General features: G+C 53.5%; 16 protein-coding genes. 5 read left to right on the top strand and 11 right to left on the bottom strand.

All coding sequences use genetic code 11. From position 1 onward, the window contains the following. Positions 1-22 precede the first annotated feature (22 nt). Positions 23-355 (top strand): YnfA family protein, encoded by a 333-nt coding sequence (locus AC0IXH_RS07195; protein WP_013202015.1) that lies wholly within the window; start codon positions 23-25, stop codon positions 353-355. A 61-nt stretch (positions 356-416) separates the two neighbouring features. Here AC0IXH_RS07195 and AC0IXH_RS07190 read toward each other — a convergent pair whose 3' ends face one another. The 6 genes from AC0IXH_RS07190 to rstA all read right to left on the bottom strand — a co-directional run bounded on the left by AC0IXH_RS07190 (position 417) and on the right by rstA (position 5,751). After that, positions 417-1,232, bottom strand: coding sequence for a trypsin-like serine peptidase (locus tag AC0IXH_RS07190; protein ID WP_053143422.1), 816 nt, complete (start codon positions 1,230-1,232; stop codon positions 417-419). A gap of 114 nt (positions 1,233-1,346) precedes the next feature. Further along, positions 1,347-1,427 carry a small membrane protein YdgU gene (gene ydgU, locus AC0IXH_RS07185; protein WP_471721134.1) on the bottom strand — a complete coding sequence of 27 codons (81 nt, stop codon included), beginning with the start codon at positions 1,425-1,427 and terminating at the stop codon, positions 1,347-1,349. Positions 1,428-1,518: 91 nt separating this feature from the next. Then, on the bottom strand, positions 1,519-2,043 hold the full coding sequence (gene asr, locus AC0IXH_RS07180; protein ID WP_134824045.1) for an acid resistance repetitive basic protein Asr: 525 nt from the start codon (positions 2,041-2,043) through the stop codon (positions 1,519-1,521). A gap of 161 nt (positions 2,044-2,204) precedes the next feature. Then, complete coding sequence (locus AC0IXH_RS07175; RefSeq protein ID WP_013202018.1) at positions 2,205-3,695, bottom strand: carboxypeptidase M32; 1,491 nt, start codon at positions 3,693-3,695, stop codon at positions 2,205-2,207. A gap of 29 nt (positions 3,696-3,724) precedes the next feature. Further along, positions 3,725-5,026 (bottom strand): two-component system sensor histidine kinase RstB, encoded by a 1,302-nt coding sequence (gene rstB, locus AC0IXH_RS07170; RefSeq protein ID WP_053143416.1) that lies wholly within the window; start codon positions 5,024-5,026, stop codon positions 3,725-3,727. Further along, positions 5,023-5,751, bottom strand: a complete 729-nt coding sequence (gene rstA / locus AC0IXH_RS07165) for a two-component system response regulator RstA (protein ID WP_013202020.1) — start codon at positions 5,749-5,751, stop codon at positions 5,023-5,025. The genes rstB and rstA overlap by 4 nt, the downstream gene beginning before the upstream one ends. 174 nt (positions 5,752-5,925) lie before the next feature. On the opposite strand from rstA, the gene AC0IXH_RS07160 reads away from it, so the two are divergent. Further along, the gene (locus tag AC0IXH_RS07160) at positions 5,926-6,339 is read left to right on the top strand and encodes a hypothetical protein (protein ID WP_013202021.1); all 414 of its coding nucleotides are present in this window, start codon (positions 5,926-5,928) and stop codon (positions 6,337-6,339) included. Here AC0IXH_RS07160 and AC0IXH_RS07155 read toward each other — a convergent pair. Both AC0IXH_RS07155 and ydgH read right to left on the bottom strand, forming a co-directional pair. After that, positions 6,336-7,727: an amino acid permease gene (locus tag AC0IXH_RS07155; protein ID WP_053143415.1), complete on the bottom strand. Its 1,392-nt coding sequence runs from the start codon at positions 7,725-7,727 to the stop codon at positions 6,336-6,338. The two genes, AC0IXH_RS07160 and AC0IXH_RS07155, sit on opposite strands and share 4 nt — an antisense overlap. 228 nt (positions 7,728-7,955) lie before the next feature. Further along, a complete protein-coding gene (ydgH, locus tag AC0IXH_RS07150; protein WP_013202023.1) occupies positions 7,956-8,906 on the bottom strand; it encodes a DUF1471 family protein YdgH in 951 nt (316 codons plus the stop codon). A gap of 518 nt (positions 8,907-9,424) precedes the next feature. Here ydgH and pntA point away from each other — a divergent pair. Both pntA and pntB read left to right on the top strand, forming a co-directional pair. Then, a complete protein-coding gene (gene pntA, locus AC0IXH_RS07145) occupies positions 9,425-10,954 on the top strand; it encodes a Re/Si-specific NAD(P)(+) transhydrogenase subunit alpha (RefSeq protein WP_471720259.1) in 1,530 nt (509 codons plus the stop codon). Between the two features lie 10 nt (positions 10,955-10,964). Further along, positions 10,965-12,353 carry a Re/Si-specific NAD(P)(+) transhydrogenase subunit beta gene (gene pntB, locus AC0IXH_RS07140; protein ID WP_013202025.1) on the top strand — a complete coding sequence of 463 codons (1,389 nt, stop codon included), beginning with the start codon at positions 10,965-10,967 and terminating at the stop codon, positions 12,351-12,353. 78 nt (positions 12,354-12,431) lie between these two features. On the opposite strand, the gene uspE is transcribed toward pntB, so the two are convergent. After that, a complete protein-coding gene (gene uspE / locus AC0IXH_RS07135; RefSeq protein WP_013202026.1) occupies positions 12,432-13,382 on the bottom strand; it encodes a universal stress protein UspE in 951 nt (316 codons plus the stop codon). Positions 13,383-14,008: 626 nt separating this feature from the next. Between uspE and AC0IXH_RS07130 the strand changes: the two genes are divergently transcribed. Further along, the gene (locus AC0IXH_RS07130; RefSeq protein ID WP_471720258.1) at positions 14,009-14,992 is read left to right on the top strand and encodes a glycosyltransferase; all 984 of its coding nucleotides are present in this window, start codon (positions 14,009-14,011) and stop codon (positions 14,990-14,992) included. Positions 14,993-15,058: 66 nt separating this feature from the next. Here the strand turns inward: AC0IXH_RS07130 and AC0IXH_RS07125 are convergent, their stop codons facing one another. Together AC0IXH_RS07125 and AC0IXH_RS07120 are read right to left on the bottom strand one after the other, a co-directional pair. Further along, positions 15,059-15,814, bottom strand: a complete 756-nt coding sequence (locus AC0IXH_RS07125; RefSeq protein ID WP_013202029.1) for an FNR family transcription factor — start codon at positions 15,812-15,814, stop codon at positions 15,059-15,061. A gap of 148 nt (positions 15,815-15,962) precedes the next feature. Further along, on the bottom strand, positions 15,963-17,255 hold the full coding sequence (locus tag AC0IXH_RS07120; protein ID WP_346567876.1) for an MFS transporter: 1,293 nt from the start codon (positions 17,253-17,255) through the stop codon (positions 15,963-15,965). Positions 17,256-17,291 lie beyond the last annotated feature (36 nt).

The following is a 17,291-nucleotide window of genomic DNA, read 5'->3' as shown; positions in this document are numbered from 1 at the left end:
TTAGGTTTCAGAGAGTGAATGAATGCTGTTTTTTAAGACAACCTTGCTGTTTTTTCTCACCGCGCTGGCAGAAATTATAGGCTGTTTCCTGCCGTACCTGTGGCTTAAAAAGGGCGGTTCTGTGTTGCTGCTGCTGCCGGCAGCGGCCAGTCTTGCCGCCTTTGTCTGGCTGTTAACTCTGCATCCTGCGGCGAGCGGACGCGTTTATGCCGCTTACGGCGGCGTCTATGTGGTGACCGCGTTACTGTGGTTGCGTTTTGTCGATGGTGTAAAGCTGAGCCAGTACGACTGGCTGGGTGCCATCATCGCCTTTAGCGGCATGCTGATCATTGTTGCAGGATGGGGAAGGAGTTAACGGGGTAAGGGCAAGCGGGGTAGATTCAGGAGCGAATCAGAACCTCACTTGCCCATCTGACTTATTCCTGAGCTAATGCTTCCAGGTTATCGCGGAAAGCGGTCACGGCAATCGCCCGGTTATCGGCCTGATAACGGTCTTTCGCCGCGGGTGCTGAGCTTTGCACCGCAATCAATTGCCACGCATCATTCACCTTCAGTAATAGCGGGGAACCGCTGTCGCCAGGCAAGGTATCACACTGGTGTGAAAGCACGCCTTTTTGCGCCCAGCCGGTCACCAGACAATCGCTATGAGAATACAACGTTTCCAGATGATCCAGCGGATAGCCTGCCTGGGTCACTTTGCGATCCTGGGTTTTTAACGCATCGGTTAAATCGCTGCGGCTGCCGTCAAATAACGGGATTGGCGTAATACCGGAAGGCGGATTGCGCAAAATAATCAGACCGTAATCATAAGGGGCCGCAGAAGAAGGGACAATCCAGCCGTCACCGTCTGCTTTTAATTTATGGCCGAGTTCGGGATCGACACGGGTTTCGATATCGTGAATATCATAACGCCAGCGACCTTTGGTATTGGAAATAAAGCGCAGAGCAATGGCTTTATCGACTTTACCCGGCGGGGCCAGCAGGCAATGGCCGGCGGTCAGAACCAGGTGCGCAGAGATCAGGGTAGCGCTACAGAGATTGCCGCTTGCCGTTTCCAGTTGGCCGATGGCTTCCCAGGGTTGGCTGGCGGTATCAGCGACAGGTTTGCGATCGTCTTTCCCAAAGAACAGGGTTTTGACGTCAGCGGCACTTGGGCTTTCATCGTCATCATCTGCGTGGGCATAAAACGAAAAGGCTAAACATCCGATTAAAAAAACAGCTGTCAGTCGCATGTCTCTCTCTGAGTGGAGAATTAGTGGGGGGAGTTAACCACGGCGTGATAATAACTATAGTCGTATAGTCAAAAAAAAGGGAGTTTAATTTGGAATATCAGCACGCTACGAAAGTTACAGGTAAAAACTGGCGGCGATAACACCACAAAGGATCATAAAGCCCAGGATAATTTCGAATAAATAGCGACGCACCATCATCCGATACTCCAGGAAAGAAACACCCGGAATAATCCGGGTGTTTGATTGAAAGGCTGTTGAGGGGGGAGTCTGGCTCCCGCTTCATGAATTACGCTTTAGGAGCAGCGGCTTTCTTAGCAACTTTCTTGTGGTGTACTTTTTTCGCTGCCTGAGCTTTCTGAGCTACTGGCTTAGCGGCTTTCTTGTGGTGCACTTTTTTAGCAGCCTGCGCTTTCTGAGCGACTGGCTTAGCGGCTTTCTTGTGGTGCACTTTTTTAGCAGCCTGCGCTTTCTGAGCAACTGGCTTAGTGGCTTTCTTGTGATGTACTTTTTTCGCTGCCTGCGCTTTCTGAGCTACTGGCTTAGCGGCTTTCTTGTGGTGCACTTTCTTAGCAGCCTGCGCTTTCTGAGCTACTGGCTTCTTAGCGGTTTTCTTGTGGTGCACTTTCTTGGCAGCCTGCGCTTTCTGCACAGTTGCTTTGTGTTTTTTGTGATGCTTAGCGGTAGTCGCTTTAGCCGGAGCAGCAGTCGTTGCAGCAGAAGTGGTTGCTGGAGCGGCGGTGGTTTCAGCAGCGAAAGCAACTGAAGACATACCCATTGCAGCGGCTACAACCAGAGCAAATAATTTTTTCATTGAAAAACCCTCAAAAGTTTAGTTCATGTGTCAGCCCACTGCGGGGCCGGTGAAGTAACTATATGAGAAGGGGGAAAGGCTTTCAGTGAGTGATTGGTATCGGCGTGTAACGGATTGTACGAAGTGAGGAAGGCAGGCGTGTAGCCTGCCTTGCAGGGGGATCAGAAGCCGTTTAAATAACGATTTTCCAGATGTTGACGGAAGTATTGCGGGTTAAGATCTTCCCCGGTGGCGTTCTCAATCAGCTGTTTGGTACTGAAACGGCTGCCGTGCTGCCAGATATTTTGCTGTAACCAGTCAAATACCGGCTGCAGGTTGCCTTCGCGCAGCAGTTCATTAACGTCAGGCAGCGCTTTCTTCACGCCCTGGAACAGCTGAGCGGCGTACATGGCACCCAGGGTATAGGTTGGGAAATAACCAAAGGCACCATCGGTCCAGTGAATATCCTGCATACAGCCGTCACGGTAGTTGCCGGTGGTATCCAGACCCAGCAGTGACTGCATTTTTTCCTGCCAGAGATCCGGGATATCGTCGACCTCAATCTCGCCTTCGATTAACGCACGTTCAATCTCATAACGCAGAATGATGTGTGCCGGGTAGCTGACTTCATCGGCATCAACGCGGATCAGGCCTGGCTTCACCCGCTGATTCAGCGCGATAAAATTGCCTTCTTCCAGCTCCGGACGATCGCCAATCAGCAGCTTAACCTGGGGCAGCAGCAGGCTGAGGAAATCCGCGCTGCGTCCGAGCTGTTTTTCAAAGAACAGGCTTTGCGATTCGTGGATCGCGGTGGAGCGGGCATGAGCAACCGGCTGGCCTGCCCACTGCTTTGGCAGGTTCTGCTCGTAGCGCGCATGACCGGTTTCGTGGATCACGCCCATCATCGCGCTGATAAATTCGTTCTCGTTATAGCGGGTGGTGATGCGCACGTCATCAGGAACGCCGCCGCAGAACGGATGCGCGCTGACATCCAGTCGGCCCGCATTGAAATCAAAGCCCAGCTGCTTCATCACCGCCAGACCCAGCTGTTTCTGCGATTCGACCGCAAACGGGCCAACCGGCACATCCACCACTTCCTGAGCCTGCTTATCAACAATGCGCTGCAGTAACGATGGCAGCCACTCTTTGATCTCGCCAAAGGTCTTATCCAGTTTGGCACTGGTCATGCCCGGCTCGTAAATATCCAGCAGCGCATCGTAGCGCGAACAACCGTTAGCCTGGGCGCGGATTTCGGCTTCCTCGCGGCTCAGCTTCACCACTTCCTTCAGGTTCTCAGCAAACCCTTGCCAGTCGTTAGCCGGACGCTGCTGACGCCAGGCGTGCTCACAACGGGAACCGGCAATCGATTTGGCTTCCACCAGCGAGGCGGGAAGCAGGGCAGCCTGCTGCCATGCGCGGCGCATCTCGAACAGGTTGGCGCGCTCAACATCATTCAGTGAAGCCTGTTCAGCTTCATCCAGCCAGTGGCCAACCTCTTTTGCGGTCAGGATTTCGTGCTGCAGCACGCTCAGTTCCGCCAGGGCAGCACCGCGCGCGCTGCTGCCACCTGGCGGCATCATGGTCATCATATCCCAGCCAGCAATGGCGGAGAGGTGGCCGAATCGCGACAGGCGCGTGAAGGTCCGGGTTAAATTAGCGTAGGCAGATGACATGGCGCTCCCTTGAATGATTTATGGCGCTGTCAGGCAGCGCGAGGTGACGATAAGGGTAAATTAACTGGCCAGCAAAAGCGAACGCTGGCGCCGCCGAGCGGGCTGGCATCGATCAGCACATAGCCGTCAAATGCCTGGGCAATGGAGTGGACAATCGCCAGGCCCAGGCCACAGCCGCCAGTCGCGCGGTCACGGCTGGGATCGAGACGCACGAAGGGCTCGAATACGCGCTCGCGCTCTTCCAGCGGAATGCCCGGACCATCGTCTTCCACCTGCAGGCAGGCAGTATCACCGTCAAACCACAGGCCGACCCGCAGCCGCTGGTCAGCATAGCGCAGCGCGTTGTTGACCAGGTTGTCCAACACCCGCTCCATCAGGCGGGTATCCGCCACGCCCAGGTTTTGACGCTGCGGCATATCCAGTTCGATAGTGAAGTCAGGCTGAACCGAGCGGATATCATCCAGCCGTTCACGCAGCCATTCGGCTAAATCCAGTGACTGCAAATTCAGATCAACCTTAGGGCGATCCAGCCGGGCATAGGTCAGCAGTTCTTCAATCAGCGCTTCAAGCTGACCAATGTCCCGGTTCAGCGCCGCCGCTTCGGCATCGGTGAGGTTATCGCTCATCTCCAGCCGGTAACGCAGGCGAACCAGCGGGGTGCGTAATTCATGGGCGATGCCGTCAATCAGCTGTTTTTTACTGGCCACCAGCGTATTGATGTTGTCGGCCATCTGATTAAACGCCACGCCAAGGCGCAGCAGGCTGGAGGCGCTGTCGAAATGGATGCGCTCGTTCAGATGGCCCTGGCCAAAGCGCTGGGCGGCCGTTTCCAGCCTGAGCATGTCTTTCCAGTGCGGTCGCATCCAGATAAACACCGGCAGCGCCAGCGAGATGCCAATAAAGGCTAACAGCGCGATATCCAGAATGCGCATCTCATGCAGGAAGAACAGATAGGGAATAGGCCCAACCGCCAGCACATAGTGGCTGCGGGGAATATGCTGCAGGAAGGTGTACTGATCGTCCAGCGCCACAATCTCACCGGCGCGCAAGCGGCGCAGGGTCGGGGGATCCAGCTGATAGCTGCTCATCGGTTCTATATGCAGCTTGAAAGATAAATTCAGCTCCAGATTATCGATGGTTTTATTCCAGTCGCGTGGCGGAATTTCACGCAGTTCGCTGCGCATCAGATAGAGCGAGCTTTTCATCAGGTCATCCATCGACTGACGACCGGCCCGCTCGGCGGTAAATTTATACACCAGGCCGACCAGCATCGCCATGACCAGAAAGCAGACGAACAGCAGCAGGTAAAACTGAATAAACAGCTTCTTCATTTAGCGTCCCACGCGTGTGGCGCAAAAAGGTAGCCCTTATTACGAATGGTCTTGATGCGATAGGGTTCGGTGGCGCTGTCCAGCAACTTTTTACGCAGGCGGGAGATCGCCACGTCAATGCTGCGATCCATGCCATCATAGCTGACGCCACGCAGCGTTTTCAGCAGGGCATCGCGGTTAAGGATCGACCCGGCATGCGTCGCCAGCTCCCACAGCAGATCAAAGTCCGCAGTTGAAAGGGCGACGACTTCATTATTCAGCGAAACCTGGCGGTTGACCGGATCGATAGCCAGCGTGCCGAAGCGCAACGCATTCTGACCGGCAACTTTAGGCGCGATCTCATCACTCTGGCTGCTGCTGCCAGCCTGACGCAGATGCAGGCGTAGCCGCGCCAGCAATACCGCGGGTGGGGTGGTTTTCAGAATGTAATCATTGGCCCCCATCTCGAGAGAGAGAATGTGATTCATGTCGCTGTCGAGGGACGTCAGCAGCACGATCGGCCCCGACCAGTCCTGGCCTGCACGCAGGTCCCGACACAAGGTCATGCCGTCTTTGCCAGGCAGCATAATATCCAGCATCACCAGGTCTGGCATGGCTGCCGCGATGGTCGCTTCGGCCCGATCGCCACGGCTTTCAACAATCACTTCAATATCATGGCGACTCAGGTACGCGGCGATCAGTTCACCAACATCCTGGTCATCTTCGACAAACACGATTTTGTTCATAGGGCTGTTTTTCTGAAATGGAAAGGCAAGATTACCCTTTGTTAAACTTAACTACTATTACCCGCTGCTAAATAACGTCAGATGTATAGTATAAGCACCCTATACTATGCCATTATATCCGCCGGGTTGCCGTGGCGACTCAGGGGAATAATCTTGAGAGAAAGGAGAACGAGAGTGTCTGATAATAAGCTGGCATCTGCCGGGTGCAGTGATTATATCTGCCTCAATTATATCGATTTTCTCGCCGCATCCTGCAAAAAGCGTTGGAGCTTTATGGATGCGATCTATGGGGTTATCCCGATTTTCGGTGTGGTGACCCGAAACTCCCGCGACCTGCCTGAAATCCCTTCTGAAAGACTCAAAGCGCTGGCGTTACAAATCATTTCGACCCAGGTCAGCGATGAGATAAACATCGCCCGATTGATTACCCTCGCTGAACAACAACACATTGAGCAGTTTGATATTCTTCTGCCTTATCCGCTTTCGGATCGTCAGCTTGACCTCGTCCATCAGGAGTACGTCAAGCCGCTGACCCTGCAGCAGAAAGATGACCGCTTAACGGTCAACCTTCCGGCCTTTTCGCACTAGCGAACCAGCATCCACATCGCAGGTGCCGACGCCACCACCAGCAATGCCATCGCCCCTTTTTCCAGCACGTTAAGCTGCGCTGTGCCGCGTCCACCCCGGCGGGCAAACAGGAACAGCAGCACGCCTGGCGCATACAGCACTACCGAAAGCAGCAGATGCAGTGGGCCTGAGGCATACAGCAGCCAGAGGCCATACGCACTGGCGCCGCTGGCGATAGCCATGATGCCCGGTCGGTTTAGCTGACGCGCCACCTTAAACAGATACGCACCCACCAGGAAATACGGCACCAGGATCATTTCTGAGGCAATGGTCAGCAGCGTGTTGTAATCCGACCCCGTCAGCCAGATCAACACCAGGCACACCTGCACACTGATATTGGTTAGCCACAGCGACGCGGAAGGCGCGCCGCGATGGTTCTGTTTTGCCAGCGATCGCGGGAAGGCGCCATGCTCTGCGGCCATCAGCGGCACTTCGGCGGCCATAATCGTCCAGCTGAGATATGCACCGCACACCGACACAATTAAGCCCACGGCGATGATCACATCTCCCCAGGATCCGACCAGACGGGTCATTAATCCGGCCATCGATGGATTGCGCATGCCAGCCAGTTCCGCTCTTGGCACCAGGCCTAAAGAGAGCAGGGTGACCAGCAGATAAACAATCAGTGCCGCCATTACCGCCAGTAAGGTCGCGCGGCCCACATCCTTTTTATTACGCGCGCGGGCAGACACCACCACCGCGCCTTCCACGCCGATAAACACCCACAGGGTAATCAGCATGGTGTCTTTCACCTGCTGCCAGACCGGCGTGTGTAGCGCCAGGCCGGTAAAGTCAAAATGGAAACGGTCATAATTAAATGCCACGGCGGCAAGCACCACAAACAGCCCTAACGGCACCAGCTTACCCAGCGTGGCCACCAGATTGATGCTGGCGGCGGTTTGCACGCCACGGAGCACCAGCCAGTGCACCATCCACAGCAGCACGGAAGCGCCGAGCACCGCCTGCCAGGTGTTACCATCACCGAACACCACGTGTCCCGGCGAATCGGTAAAGAAGCTGAGCGCGGAAAAGACAATCACCAGATAGGAAACGTTGGCGATCACCGCACAAAGCCAGTAGCCCCAGGCGGAACAAAACCCGACCAGCTCACCAAAACCTGCACGGGCATAGGTAAAAATGCCGCCATCCAGTTCGGGCTTCAGGCGCGTCAGTAACAGCAACGCCAGTGACAGCAAAATAATGCCCGCGCCGGTGATGGCCCAGCCGATCAACAGCGCTGCCGGGCTGGCAACTGCCGCCATATTTTGCGGCAGGCTGAATACGCCCGCGCCAAGCATCGAGCTGAGAACCAACGCGGTCAGCGCGGTAAGACCTAATTTTTTGTCCAAAAAAGCATCCCGATAGCAGAATAAAACACCAGTTCAGTGATAATCCGTCGCGTTTAATGCGTGTAAACAGCATGGGCCGTGAAGGGATCAACTGAAGAAGGCGGGGATTCTACGGAGTGAGGGCAGGAGATGCAATGCGAACAGGCTGGTTTGTGACTGGTTATGCACAATCAGGGTAGGAAGTATGCAAAAGAGAGAAGACGGCCCGGGAGCCGTCTTCTGACGAGATTACTTGAACAGGTCAGCAGAGACCGTCAGGTTACCGCCGCTCTGGTTAGACCATTGACGCGTGATGTGATAGTACTTCGCGCCTTTCTTAATCGCCGCCTGACCAACAGCATCAGAAATTTCGGTTGGGGTACCGAAGTGGCCGGTAAAGGTCACGCTGTCGAACGGCTGCATCTGTGCCGCAGTGATGGCGCTCACTTCCTGCACGCTCTTGCCGTCCGGTGTTTTGACCGTGTAGCGCTGACCGGTAGAGGATTGCGTCTCGAAGAAACGTCCCACATCCGCGCTTGGCGTTTGCGAGGACGCAACGCCTGGGATTTGTACCTTCGCCGCTTCCGCACCACCCGCCGCCAGCGCCGCTTTACCGGCTTGAGAATCAGCAGGGATCAGGTCTGGAGACTGAACTTTACGCTCTGGCGCATTGGCTTTATAGACATAGGCGGTGATGTACTGGTTGCCGCCGCTGTTGGCATCAATCTGACGAACAATAAAGAAGGACGCAGCGCCTTTCTCTTTTGCCGCTTTAGTGATGGCATCATTGACGTCAGGCTGACTGCGGTAGAAACCACTGATCGAAACCGTATCGTAAGGTTCTAATTTATAGGCTTCAGCTTTATTCAGTTCACGAACGCCGTTGATCACGCGGTCGTTAGAAGGTGCCGCTGCAGGCGCATCATTGTGATACACGTCTGCCACAACACGCCAGTTCCCGCCATTGCCGTTGGTATCATTAATACTTTGAATGTAATAAGAAGCGGCGCCCAACTCATCGGCACGTTTTGACACGGCAGCGCTGGCGTCGTTAATCGCATTAAAACGGCCTGAAATCGCAATACGATCAAAGGGTTTCAGCGCGGCCGCTTTTTCTGGTGACAGTTCCTGTGCCGCAAAAGCGGATAATGATGTGAGTGACAACAGGGCTGACGCCAGAATGGTGTTCTTCAGCTTCATAAAAATAATCCTTCGCCTTACGCAAAAAATGAGTACGAAAACGTGCTGGACTCTTGATGTGTAACAGATTAGCAGCCGATTATTGCATGTAATAATGCCTGCTGTCTCAGCCATTTTGAGCGATTGGTTGTCTGCGCTGAGCACACCCACGGTGAGGATATTAAATAATTGTTAAATTGCGCGCTTAGCCGTCCGCTTACCACCTAAGCTGGTTATTGATATCACTTATATCGTTAATTCATTGTTAAATAATATGTTTTTCCCACGCTGGCAGGCCCGTCAGGATGTTTTTTGCTAGCAGATTATGCGTGTTTGTCGAGTAAATACAGTATCAAAGTGATGCCTTTGCCGCTTTCCTCTGAATTTTTATATGAAAAGTCGCGAAGTGTCGTGCCGTGGCTGGATCGCAGCACATATTTTCAGTAGGTTATAAACAGTTTGAAACAGATCCTGCACCGGTCGTTTGGGCCGTTGCAGCAGGACCAACCATCATTTCACCTCTGATGAAAGGGATTATTATGCTAATTGGAATAACCAAAGAGCGGTTGCCCAACGAAGCGCGAGTCGCTGCAACACCGAAAACGGTAGAGCAGCTTTTAGCACTCGGCTTCAGCGTGGCGATTGAGCACGATGCCGGGAAGCTGGCCAGTTTTGATGATGCTGCCTATGCGGCCGCCGGCGCCACGCTGGTCGACACCGCTACCGTCTGGCAGTCAGATATTATTCTGAAGGTCAATGCACCGGATGATGCCGAGATTGCCTTGACCCGCGAGGGCAGCACGCTGGTGAGTTTTATCTGGCCAGCCCAGAATCCTGAACTGTTGGAGAAACTGGCAGCGCGCAACGTGACCGTGATGTCGATGGACGCCGTGCCGCGCATTTCACGCGCTCAGTCGCTGGATGCATTGAGTTCGATGGCCAACATCGCCGGCTACCGCGCGATTGTTGAGGCCGCCCATGAGTTTGGCCGCTTCTTCACCGGTCAAATCACCGCCGCAGGCAAAGTACCGCCGGCAAAAGTGATGGTGATCGGTGCGGGTGTGGCGGGTCTGGCAGCGATTGGTGCCGCTGGCAGCCTTGGCGCGATTGTCCGTGCTTTTGATACCCGCCCGGAAGTGAAAGAGCAGGTGCAGAGCATGGGCGCCGAGTTCCTTGAGCTGGACTTTGAAGAGGAAGCGGGCAGTGGCGACGGCTACGCAAAAGTGATGTCAGAAGCCTTTATTAAGGCGGAGATGGCGTTATTTGCGGCACAAGCCGAAGAGGTCGACATTATTGTCACTACCGCGCTGATCCCAGGGCGCCCGGCACCGAAGCTGATCACCGCTGAAATGGTGGCTTCGATGAAGCCGGGCAGCGTGATTGTTGATTTAGCGGCGCAAACCGGCGGTAACTGCGAACTGACCGTCGCCGATCAAGTGACCACCACCGCAAACGGCGTGAAAATCATCGGTTATACCGATCTGCCAAGCCGTTTACCGACGCAGTCCTCACAGCTGTACGGCACTAACCTGGTTAACCTGCTGAAGCTGCTGTGCAAAGAGAAAAACGGCGAAATCAGCGTAGATTTCGAGGATGTGGTGATCCGCAGCGTCACGGTTATCCGTGAAGGTGAAGTGACCTGGCCGGCACCGCCGATTCAGGTGTCTGCTGCCCCGAAAGCGGCTCCAGCGGCGAAAGCTGTCGAGAAAGTTGAGAAGGCGCCGGTTTCTCCGTTGCGTAAATATGTGCTGTTCGTGCTGGCGATCGTGCTGTTTGGCTGGTTCGCCAATGTCGCACCTGCGGCGTTCCTGTCGCACTTTACCGTTTTTGCACTCTCTTGTGTGGTCGGCTATTACGTGGTCTGGAACGTCAGCCATGCCCTGCACACGCCGCTGATGTCGGTGACCAATGCCATTTCAGGCATCATCGTGGTCGGTGCCGTCCTGCAAATCGGTCATGGCGGTTGGGTCAGCTTCCTGTCCTTTGTTGCGGTGCTGATTGCCAGTATTAATATTTTCGGTGGTTTCACCGTCACTCAGCGCATGCTGAAAATGTTTCGTAAGAACTAAGGGGTAATCAATGTCTGAAGGATTAGTGACTGCAGCATACATTGTTGCCGCAATTCTTTTTATCTGCAGCCTGGCTGGGCTGGCGAAACATGAGACGGCTAAACAGGGCAACCTGTTCGGTATCAGCGGTATGGCGATTGCGCTGCTGGCGACCTTGCTTGGCCCGGACAGCGGCAACGTTGGCTGGGTCCTGTTAGCGATGGTCATCGGTGGCACCATCGGTATCCGTCTGGCGAAGAAGGTCGAAATGACTGAAATGCCAGAGCTGGTTGCCGTGCTGCACAGCTTTGTCGGTATGGCCGCAGTGTTAGTGGGCTTCAACAGCTACCTCGATCATGGCCCGGGCCTTGATTTGGTGCTGGAAAATATCCATCTGACCGAAGTGTTTATCGGCATCTTTATCGGTGCGGTGACCTTCACCGGTTCTCTGGTGGCCTTTGGCAAACTGCGCGGCAAAATTTCATCCCGTCCGTTGATGCTGCCGCATCGTCATAAGCTGAATCTGCTGGCGCTGGTGGTTTCACTCTGCCTGCTGATCGCCTTTGTCCGCACCGACAGCACCGGAGTACAGGTGTTTGCTCTGCTGATTATGACGGTGATTGCGCTGGCTTTCGGCTGGCATCTGGTGGCCTCAATCGGCGGCGCGGATATGCCGGTGGTGGTGTCAATGCTCAACTCCTATTCAGGTTGGGCAGCGGCGGCAGCGGGCTTTATGCTCAGCAACGATCTGCTGATCGTCACCGGTGCGCTGGTGGGCTCCAGCGGGGCAATCCTCTCGTACATTATGTGTAAGGCGATGAACCGCTCGTTTGTCAGCGTGATTGCCGGTGGGTTTGGCACCGACAGCAGCTCAACCGGTGAAACCGATGAAGTGGGTGAACACCGTGAGATTGATGCGCAAGGCACGGCAGACATGCTGAAAAACTCCACCTCGGTGATCATTACCCCAGGCTACGGCATGGCGGTCGCACAGGCGCAATATCCGGTGGCGGAAATTACTGAAAAGCTGCGCGCCCGGGGCATCAAGGTTCGTTTTGGTATCCATCCGGTCGCGGGTCGTCTGCCTGGGCACATGAACGTGCTGCTGGCTGAAGCGCGAGTTCCATACGATATCGTGCTGGAAATGGATGAAATCAACGACGATTTCAGCAGCACCGATACCGTGCTGGTGATTGGTGCCAACGACACGGTGAACCCGGCTGCACAGGAGGATCCACGCAGTCCAATCGCGGGTATGCCGGTGTTAGAGGTGTGGAAAGCGCAAAACGTGGTGGTATTTAAGCGTTCAATGAATACCGGCTATGCGGGGGTGCAGAACCCACTGTTCTTTAAGGAAAACACGCAGATGCTGTTCGGTGATGCGAAAGCCACCGTCGATGCCATTCTGAAAGCCCTGTAAAAATGCCCCGTCAGCGGGGGCTTCAGGTGTAAAAAAAGGCCGGGATTTCCCGGCCTTTTTGTTGTTCAGAGACTGATATTAATCGTCTTCATCATCATCAAGTTCAATCGGCGAGGTAAAACCGTCGGGCTTAATCGCCAGCAAATCGCAGCGCAGATGATCAATAACCTGTTCCGCGGTATTGCCGAGGAACGCCGCAGATATCCCGGTTCGGCCAATCGTGCCTAATACCACCACACCCGCATCCAGATGTTCCGCTAAATTCGGGATAACCTCTTCCGGCAGGCCTTTATCGACGTGGGTAAACTTCTCATCAATGCTGAATTTTTGCCGCAACGCTTTCATCGCCAGCAGATGCTGACCGCGGATCGCATCGTTATAAACGCTCGGGTCAAAGTCCGGCAGTTCAATGGCGATATTGATGGGGGTAATCGGGTAAGCACCCACCAGATGGACTTCGGTATGGTTGACTAAATCAGCCAGTTCCAGCGTCTCTTTCACCAGCTTGGTATTGAGTGGGTCATGATGCGGTTCTTCACTGGCAAGGTTAACGGCCACCACGGCGCGGCCACCTTCAGGCCACGGCTGATCCTTCACCATCCAAACCGGACACGGGCATTTACGCAGCAGATGCCAGTCGGTAGGGGTAAAGACCACGGCCTGCAGGCGATCGTGCTGGTGAGCCATCTTCAGCACCAGGTCATAACGTCCATTCAACACTTCCTGAATGATCGCCTCGTAAGGGCGGTTATGCCAGATCACCTTGATCTCAATGTGGACGCCCGCATCCAGATAAGACTGGGCCTGTTCGCGGATCCATTCGGTGCGCTGACTGACCACGCCTTTTCGCATGGTGGTGCGTTCATCAGGCGACAACAGGGTGGTCATTTCGTATGAGAAATCATAAATCGGCAGGAAAGCCGTGATCCGGCCACCGAGGCGCTGGTTCAGGTACACGGCACGGCGTAGCGCAGGCTGATCGTCCTGCTGCGGATCGACCGCCACGAGAATGTTTTGATACTTGGTCATAACGGGTTCTCCAGACACTGATCGTGATAGGTTAAAGATAGCCCAATAGCGGCCCGTGCAGAAGGAAAAAGTTATAGGCGGATCAATATTATAACAAATAATAAGCAGGCTATTCACACCTCGCCAGCCGGCTAACAACAGCAGAAAAAAGGCTTAGCAAAACCGCGTTGCCAACCCGGCGCCCGCAACCCCACGCCATCAGCGGTAGCTAGCGTGTGCAAAGCAAGACGCGGTCATTTTTCAGAAATCAGAAATAGGGGTGATTCAAAGCCGTTGGTGTTAAAAACATCCCGCCATCAAGCCGTTGAAATTAATCTTATAACTTCATCATTTCGCACTTTAGGAATCTCTAACCCTGAACTTTATAACCGAAGCGTGAACCAATGAATGACCGGCACAATAATCTGCGGCCAGGTTAGTAACGGCAGTCATTATAAGTCATGAATGAATAATCTGATAAAAAATTGATGTTTTGGGGTTGAATGTGGTGTTAGCGAAAAAAGAGTGTGAACGATGTGATAAGGACAGGAATTTATTCGACAGAGTCACCTCTACGGATAAAGCGCTGTGTGAAGAGTGTTTACATACTGAAGTGATTGAACTGAGAAACCGGCAATGCCAACAGAATGCTGGGGCTGACAACAATGTTAAATAAGAGTGGTTTACCCATGACGGATAATATTGATGTGAGCATCATTATTCCGGTGTTTAATGCAGCAGATAGCATTGGTGATTTGATAGACGAAATTTGCCGTGAAACACGGGTTAATTTTGAACTGATCGTCATTAATGACGGTTCCAGCGACAACACCCGCGACATTATCGCCGCCATCGCCGATCCACGGGTGGTATTGATAGACCAGGTGAACAAGGGCGTTTACGCGGCAAGAAATGCCGGTTTGGCCGTTCACCGCGGTAAATGGTTGATGTTCCTCGATGCGGATGATCGTGTCGGGGACGGGTTTATCTATAACCGCTTAATGCTGGCGGAAGAGAACCACGTTGATGTACTGGTGATGAATGCCTGGCGCGATGGCTTCGGGCATGAACATAAGGTGGCGATCCACCAGAAGCAATCCTGCAATAAAGTGATTAGCGGATTCAGCTGGATGCAAAGCTGCGTTGATAACGATGAGTGGCCCCATTACCTTTGGCTACAGCTGGTCAGGTCGGACTACGTCAAAAGGCATCGAATGACCTTCCATGAAGGCAAAAGCCACAAGGACATTCTGTGGACGGTAGAATTAGCCATCAATAATGGCAACTTTTATATTTCGGATGAGAAAGACTATACCTATCTGCACAATGCTCAGTCGATTACCAATCGCGGGGATTATTTTGATCTCAGAGCAACCAGCTATATCGATGTGATTAAAAAATTAATCAACTATTCCCGTAAGCCAGGATATGAGTCGGTCAGGCTCTGTTTATTGCGGCATGCCCTGGTTGAGACGCGACATTTTCTTGGACTGTACCGCAACCGGGTACGGGATAAGGATAAAATTAAGCGCAACTTTAAGGGGAATATTTCGCTTTCAAGACTGGGTAAGGGAATTAACAGTCCGAGTGATTTCTTCTTTTATATAAAGCTGGTGCTAAAGTTAAGATAAACAGCACTGAAAAGGCGGGAAGGGGGCAAAAACGCCGGGTTAGCAGGCCAACCCGGCGGAGTTTAATCAGGCGATGGCGCGGCTTTGTCCGGCCAGCTGCGACAGCACATCATGATCTTCAATGGTGATGTATTTGCCTTTTACCGCCAGCATTCCGCTTTTCTGGAAGCGACCCAGCAAACGGCTGATGGTTTCAACGGTTAAGCCGAGATAATTTCCAATGTCGCCACGGGTCATGGTCAGACGAAACTCGCGTGGAGAGAAGCCGCGTTCGGCAAAGCGACGAGACAGGCCGTAGATAAAGGCCGCCAGTCGCTCTTCGGCATTTTTCTTGGAGAGCAGCAGGATCATTTCCTGATCGCCTTTTATCTCACCGCTCATCAGGCGCATCATCTGCTGACGCAGGCTTGGCATTTTGCCTGACAGGTCATCCAGCGTTTCAAACGGAATTTCACACACCATGGCCGTTTCCAGCGCCTGGGAGAAACTCGGATGCTGGCCACCATTGATGGCATCGAAGCCCACCAGGTCACCCGCAAGGTGGAATCCGGTAATCTGTTCGTCACCCTGTTCGGTGATGGTATAGCTCTTAATGGTTCCGGAACGAATAGCGTACAGCGATTTCAGCTCGTCCCCAGCTTTGAACAGCGTCTGGCCTTTCTGAATCGGCTTTTTGCGTTCGATAATATTATCCAGCTGATCGAGCTCATGCTCGTTCAACGTGAAGGGAATACAGAGCTGGCTGATGCTGCAATCCTGACAGTGAATAGCACAACCGCCAGACTGGATACGTCTGTTGATAACACGCTTTTCCGGGATCATAGAGATACGCTCGATTGATTATTGACTGGGGTCAATTTTAACATTTTTTAGTCACAGAAGGGAACTGATCCGAGCAGTTTTAGCCATATAAAAAGAAGGGATGCTGTTTAAATTTGCATCCCGTTGAATATATTGATTTTAATCAAACCTAAGGCTTATCCACTGCGGTAATGCTGCCCGAATAGTGCTTTGTTTTACTCTTTTCGTTCACGCGAGCAGGTTGTTCTACTTTTATGATTAGCGTCAAGATCCCCGCAAACAGGTACAAACCGGTATAGGTCCAGACAACCCCGACGATATCAAAGAAGGGCAAAACCAGCGAGGCGATCGCCGGAGCTAAAAAGTTACTCAACCCGGCAGACAGGTTATAAATCGAAATGGCCGCACCTTTATGTTTCGGTTCCAGCACCGGGAATACCGCGGTCATCGGTACAAACGCGGCAACCGTAATCCCTAACATCACTGCCGGGATCATCGCCACCCAGTAATTGTGGCCAAAGGTGACCGGCAGATAGTAAAACGCCAGGCTGGACAGGGCGCAACCCAGGCAACCGAACCAGCGAACCTGACGGATCCAGCCGATATATTCTCCCAGCACGCCCCACATAATATTGGTGAAGATGGTGACAAAGAAGAACACCGCCCAAATCTGCAGCCACTCCGACATGCTAAAGCCCAACCGGCCGACAAACAGCATCGGCATGATCACCGCAAACCCGAACAGCGACAGGGTATTGATAATGCGGATCAGGCATGCGAGGAAGATATTGCGGTTGGTGAACAGAATCGTCACCGCTCGGGAGAGCTCGGTGAACTTCTCCCGGGTGGTCAGATTGGCCTTTTCACTTTCGCCACCCACTTTGCGCAGCAGCACCATCGCCAGGACGCCGCCGACCACCACCCAGGCAATTGCGAACCACAGCGTGCCGGTTTCGCCTATCCACGGAATGGTGAAGCTCGGCAGATAGCTGCCAATACAGCCAATACCCACCGAGTACATCGCCCAGAACCAGCCCATCGCCGATGAAAGCTGATGTTTAGGAACGTTTTGCACCACCAGCATCACAAACGAGTAGATAAACAGCGGATACGCCAGCCCACGGATGCCGTAGAACAGCAACATCAGCGGATAGTTACGCATGCCCAGTCCGAGGGTCATAAACAGGATATGCATCACCACCCAAAGGATGAAGCCAATGCGCATTGCGCGCTGTGGGGTGATAATTTCTGCCACCACGCCCGAGCTCCAGGCCGCCAGCGCCGCCGCCGCACCGTAAATCGTGAACACCAGAGCGGACTCTGCCGGGCTGAATCCGAGGTCGGTGATGTGTTTTGACAGGAAGGCCATTTCGAAGCCGTCGCCACTCATAAACACCGCAATGGCGATATAACCCCAAATCAAAGACAAGGGGAGGCCGAACCAGTTTTTTGCTGATTGCATGATGATTCCTCTAAGGCGTGCAGGGCCCGGACGGAC

The sequence above is a fragment of the Erwinia sp. AC075 genome (genome assembly GCF_979253995.1).
This window is presented reverse-complemented; position numbering and strand designations above follow the sequence as displayed.

Coding starts and splice junctions, on each gene's coding strand:
- AC0IXH_RS07175 (WP_013202018.1), bottom strand. CDS start 3,695: ATGTCATCTGCCTACGCTAATTTAACCCGGACCTTCACGCGCCTGTCG.
- pntB (WP_013202025.1), top strand. CDS start 10,965: ATGTCTGAAGGATTAGTGACTGCAGCATACATTGTTGCCGCAATTCTT.
- ydgU (WP_471721134.1), bottom strand. CDS start 1,427: ATGGTGCGTCGCTATTTATTCGAAATTATCCTGGGCTTTATGATCCTT.
- AC0IXH_RS07195 (WP_013202015.1), top strand. CDS start 23: ATGCTGTTTTTTAAGACAACCTTGCTGTTTTTTCTCACCGCGCTGGCA.
- ydgH (WP_013202023.1), bottom strand. CDS start 8,906: ATGAAGCTGAAGAACACCATTCTGGCGTCAGCCCTGTTGTCACTCACA.
- AC0IXH_RS07190 (WP_053143422.1), bottom strand. CDS start 1,232: ATGCGACTGACAGCTGTTTTTTTAATCGGATGTTTAGCCTTTTCGTTT.
- AC0IXH_RS07120 (WP_346567876.1), bottom strand. CDS start 17,255: ATGCAATCAGCAAAAAACTGGTTCGGCCTCCCCTTGTCTTTGATTTGG.
- AC0IXH_RS07130 (WP_471720258.1), top strand. CDS start 14,009: ATGCTGGGGCTGACAACAATGTTAAATAAGAGTGGTTTACCCATGACG.
- uspE (WP_013202026.1), bottom strand. CDS start 13,382: ATGACCAAGTATCAAAACATTCTCGTGGCGGTCGATCCGCAGCAGGAC.
- rstB (WP_053143416.1), bottom strand. CDS start 5,026: ATGAAGAAGCTGTTTATTCAGTTTTACCTGCTGCTGTTCGTCTGCTTT.
- AC0IXH_RS07125 (WP_013202029.1), bottom strand. CDS start 15,814: ATGATCCCGGAAAAGCGTGTTATCAACAGACGTATCCAGTCTGGCGGT.
- rstA (WP_013202020.1), bottom strand. CDS start 5,751: ATGAACAAAATCGTGTTTGTCGAAGATGACCAGGATGTTGGTGAACTG.
- pntA (WP_471720259.1), top strand. CDS start 9,425: ATGCTAATTGGAATAACCAAAGAGCGGTTGCCCAACGAAGCGCGAGTC.
- asr (WP_134824045.1), bottom strand. CDS start 2,043: ATGAAAAAATTATTTGCTCTGGTTGTAGCCGCTGCAATGGGTATGTCT.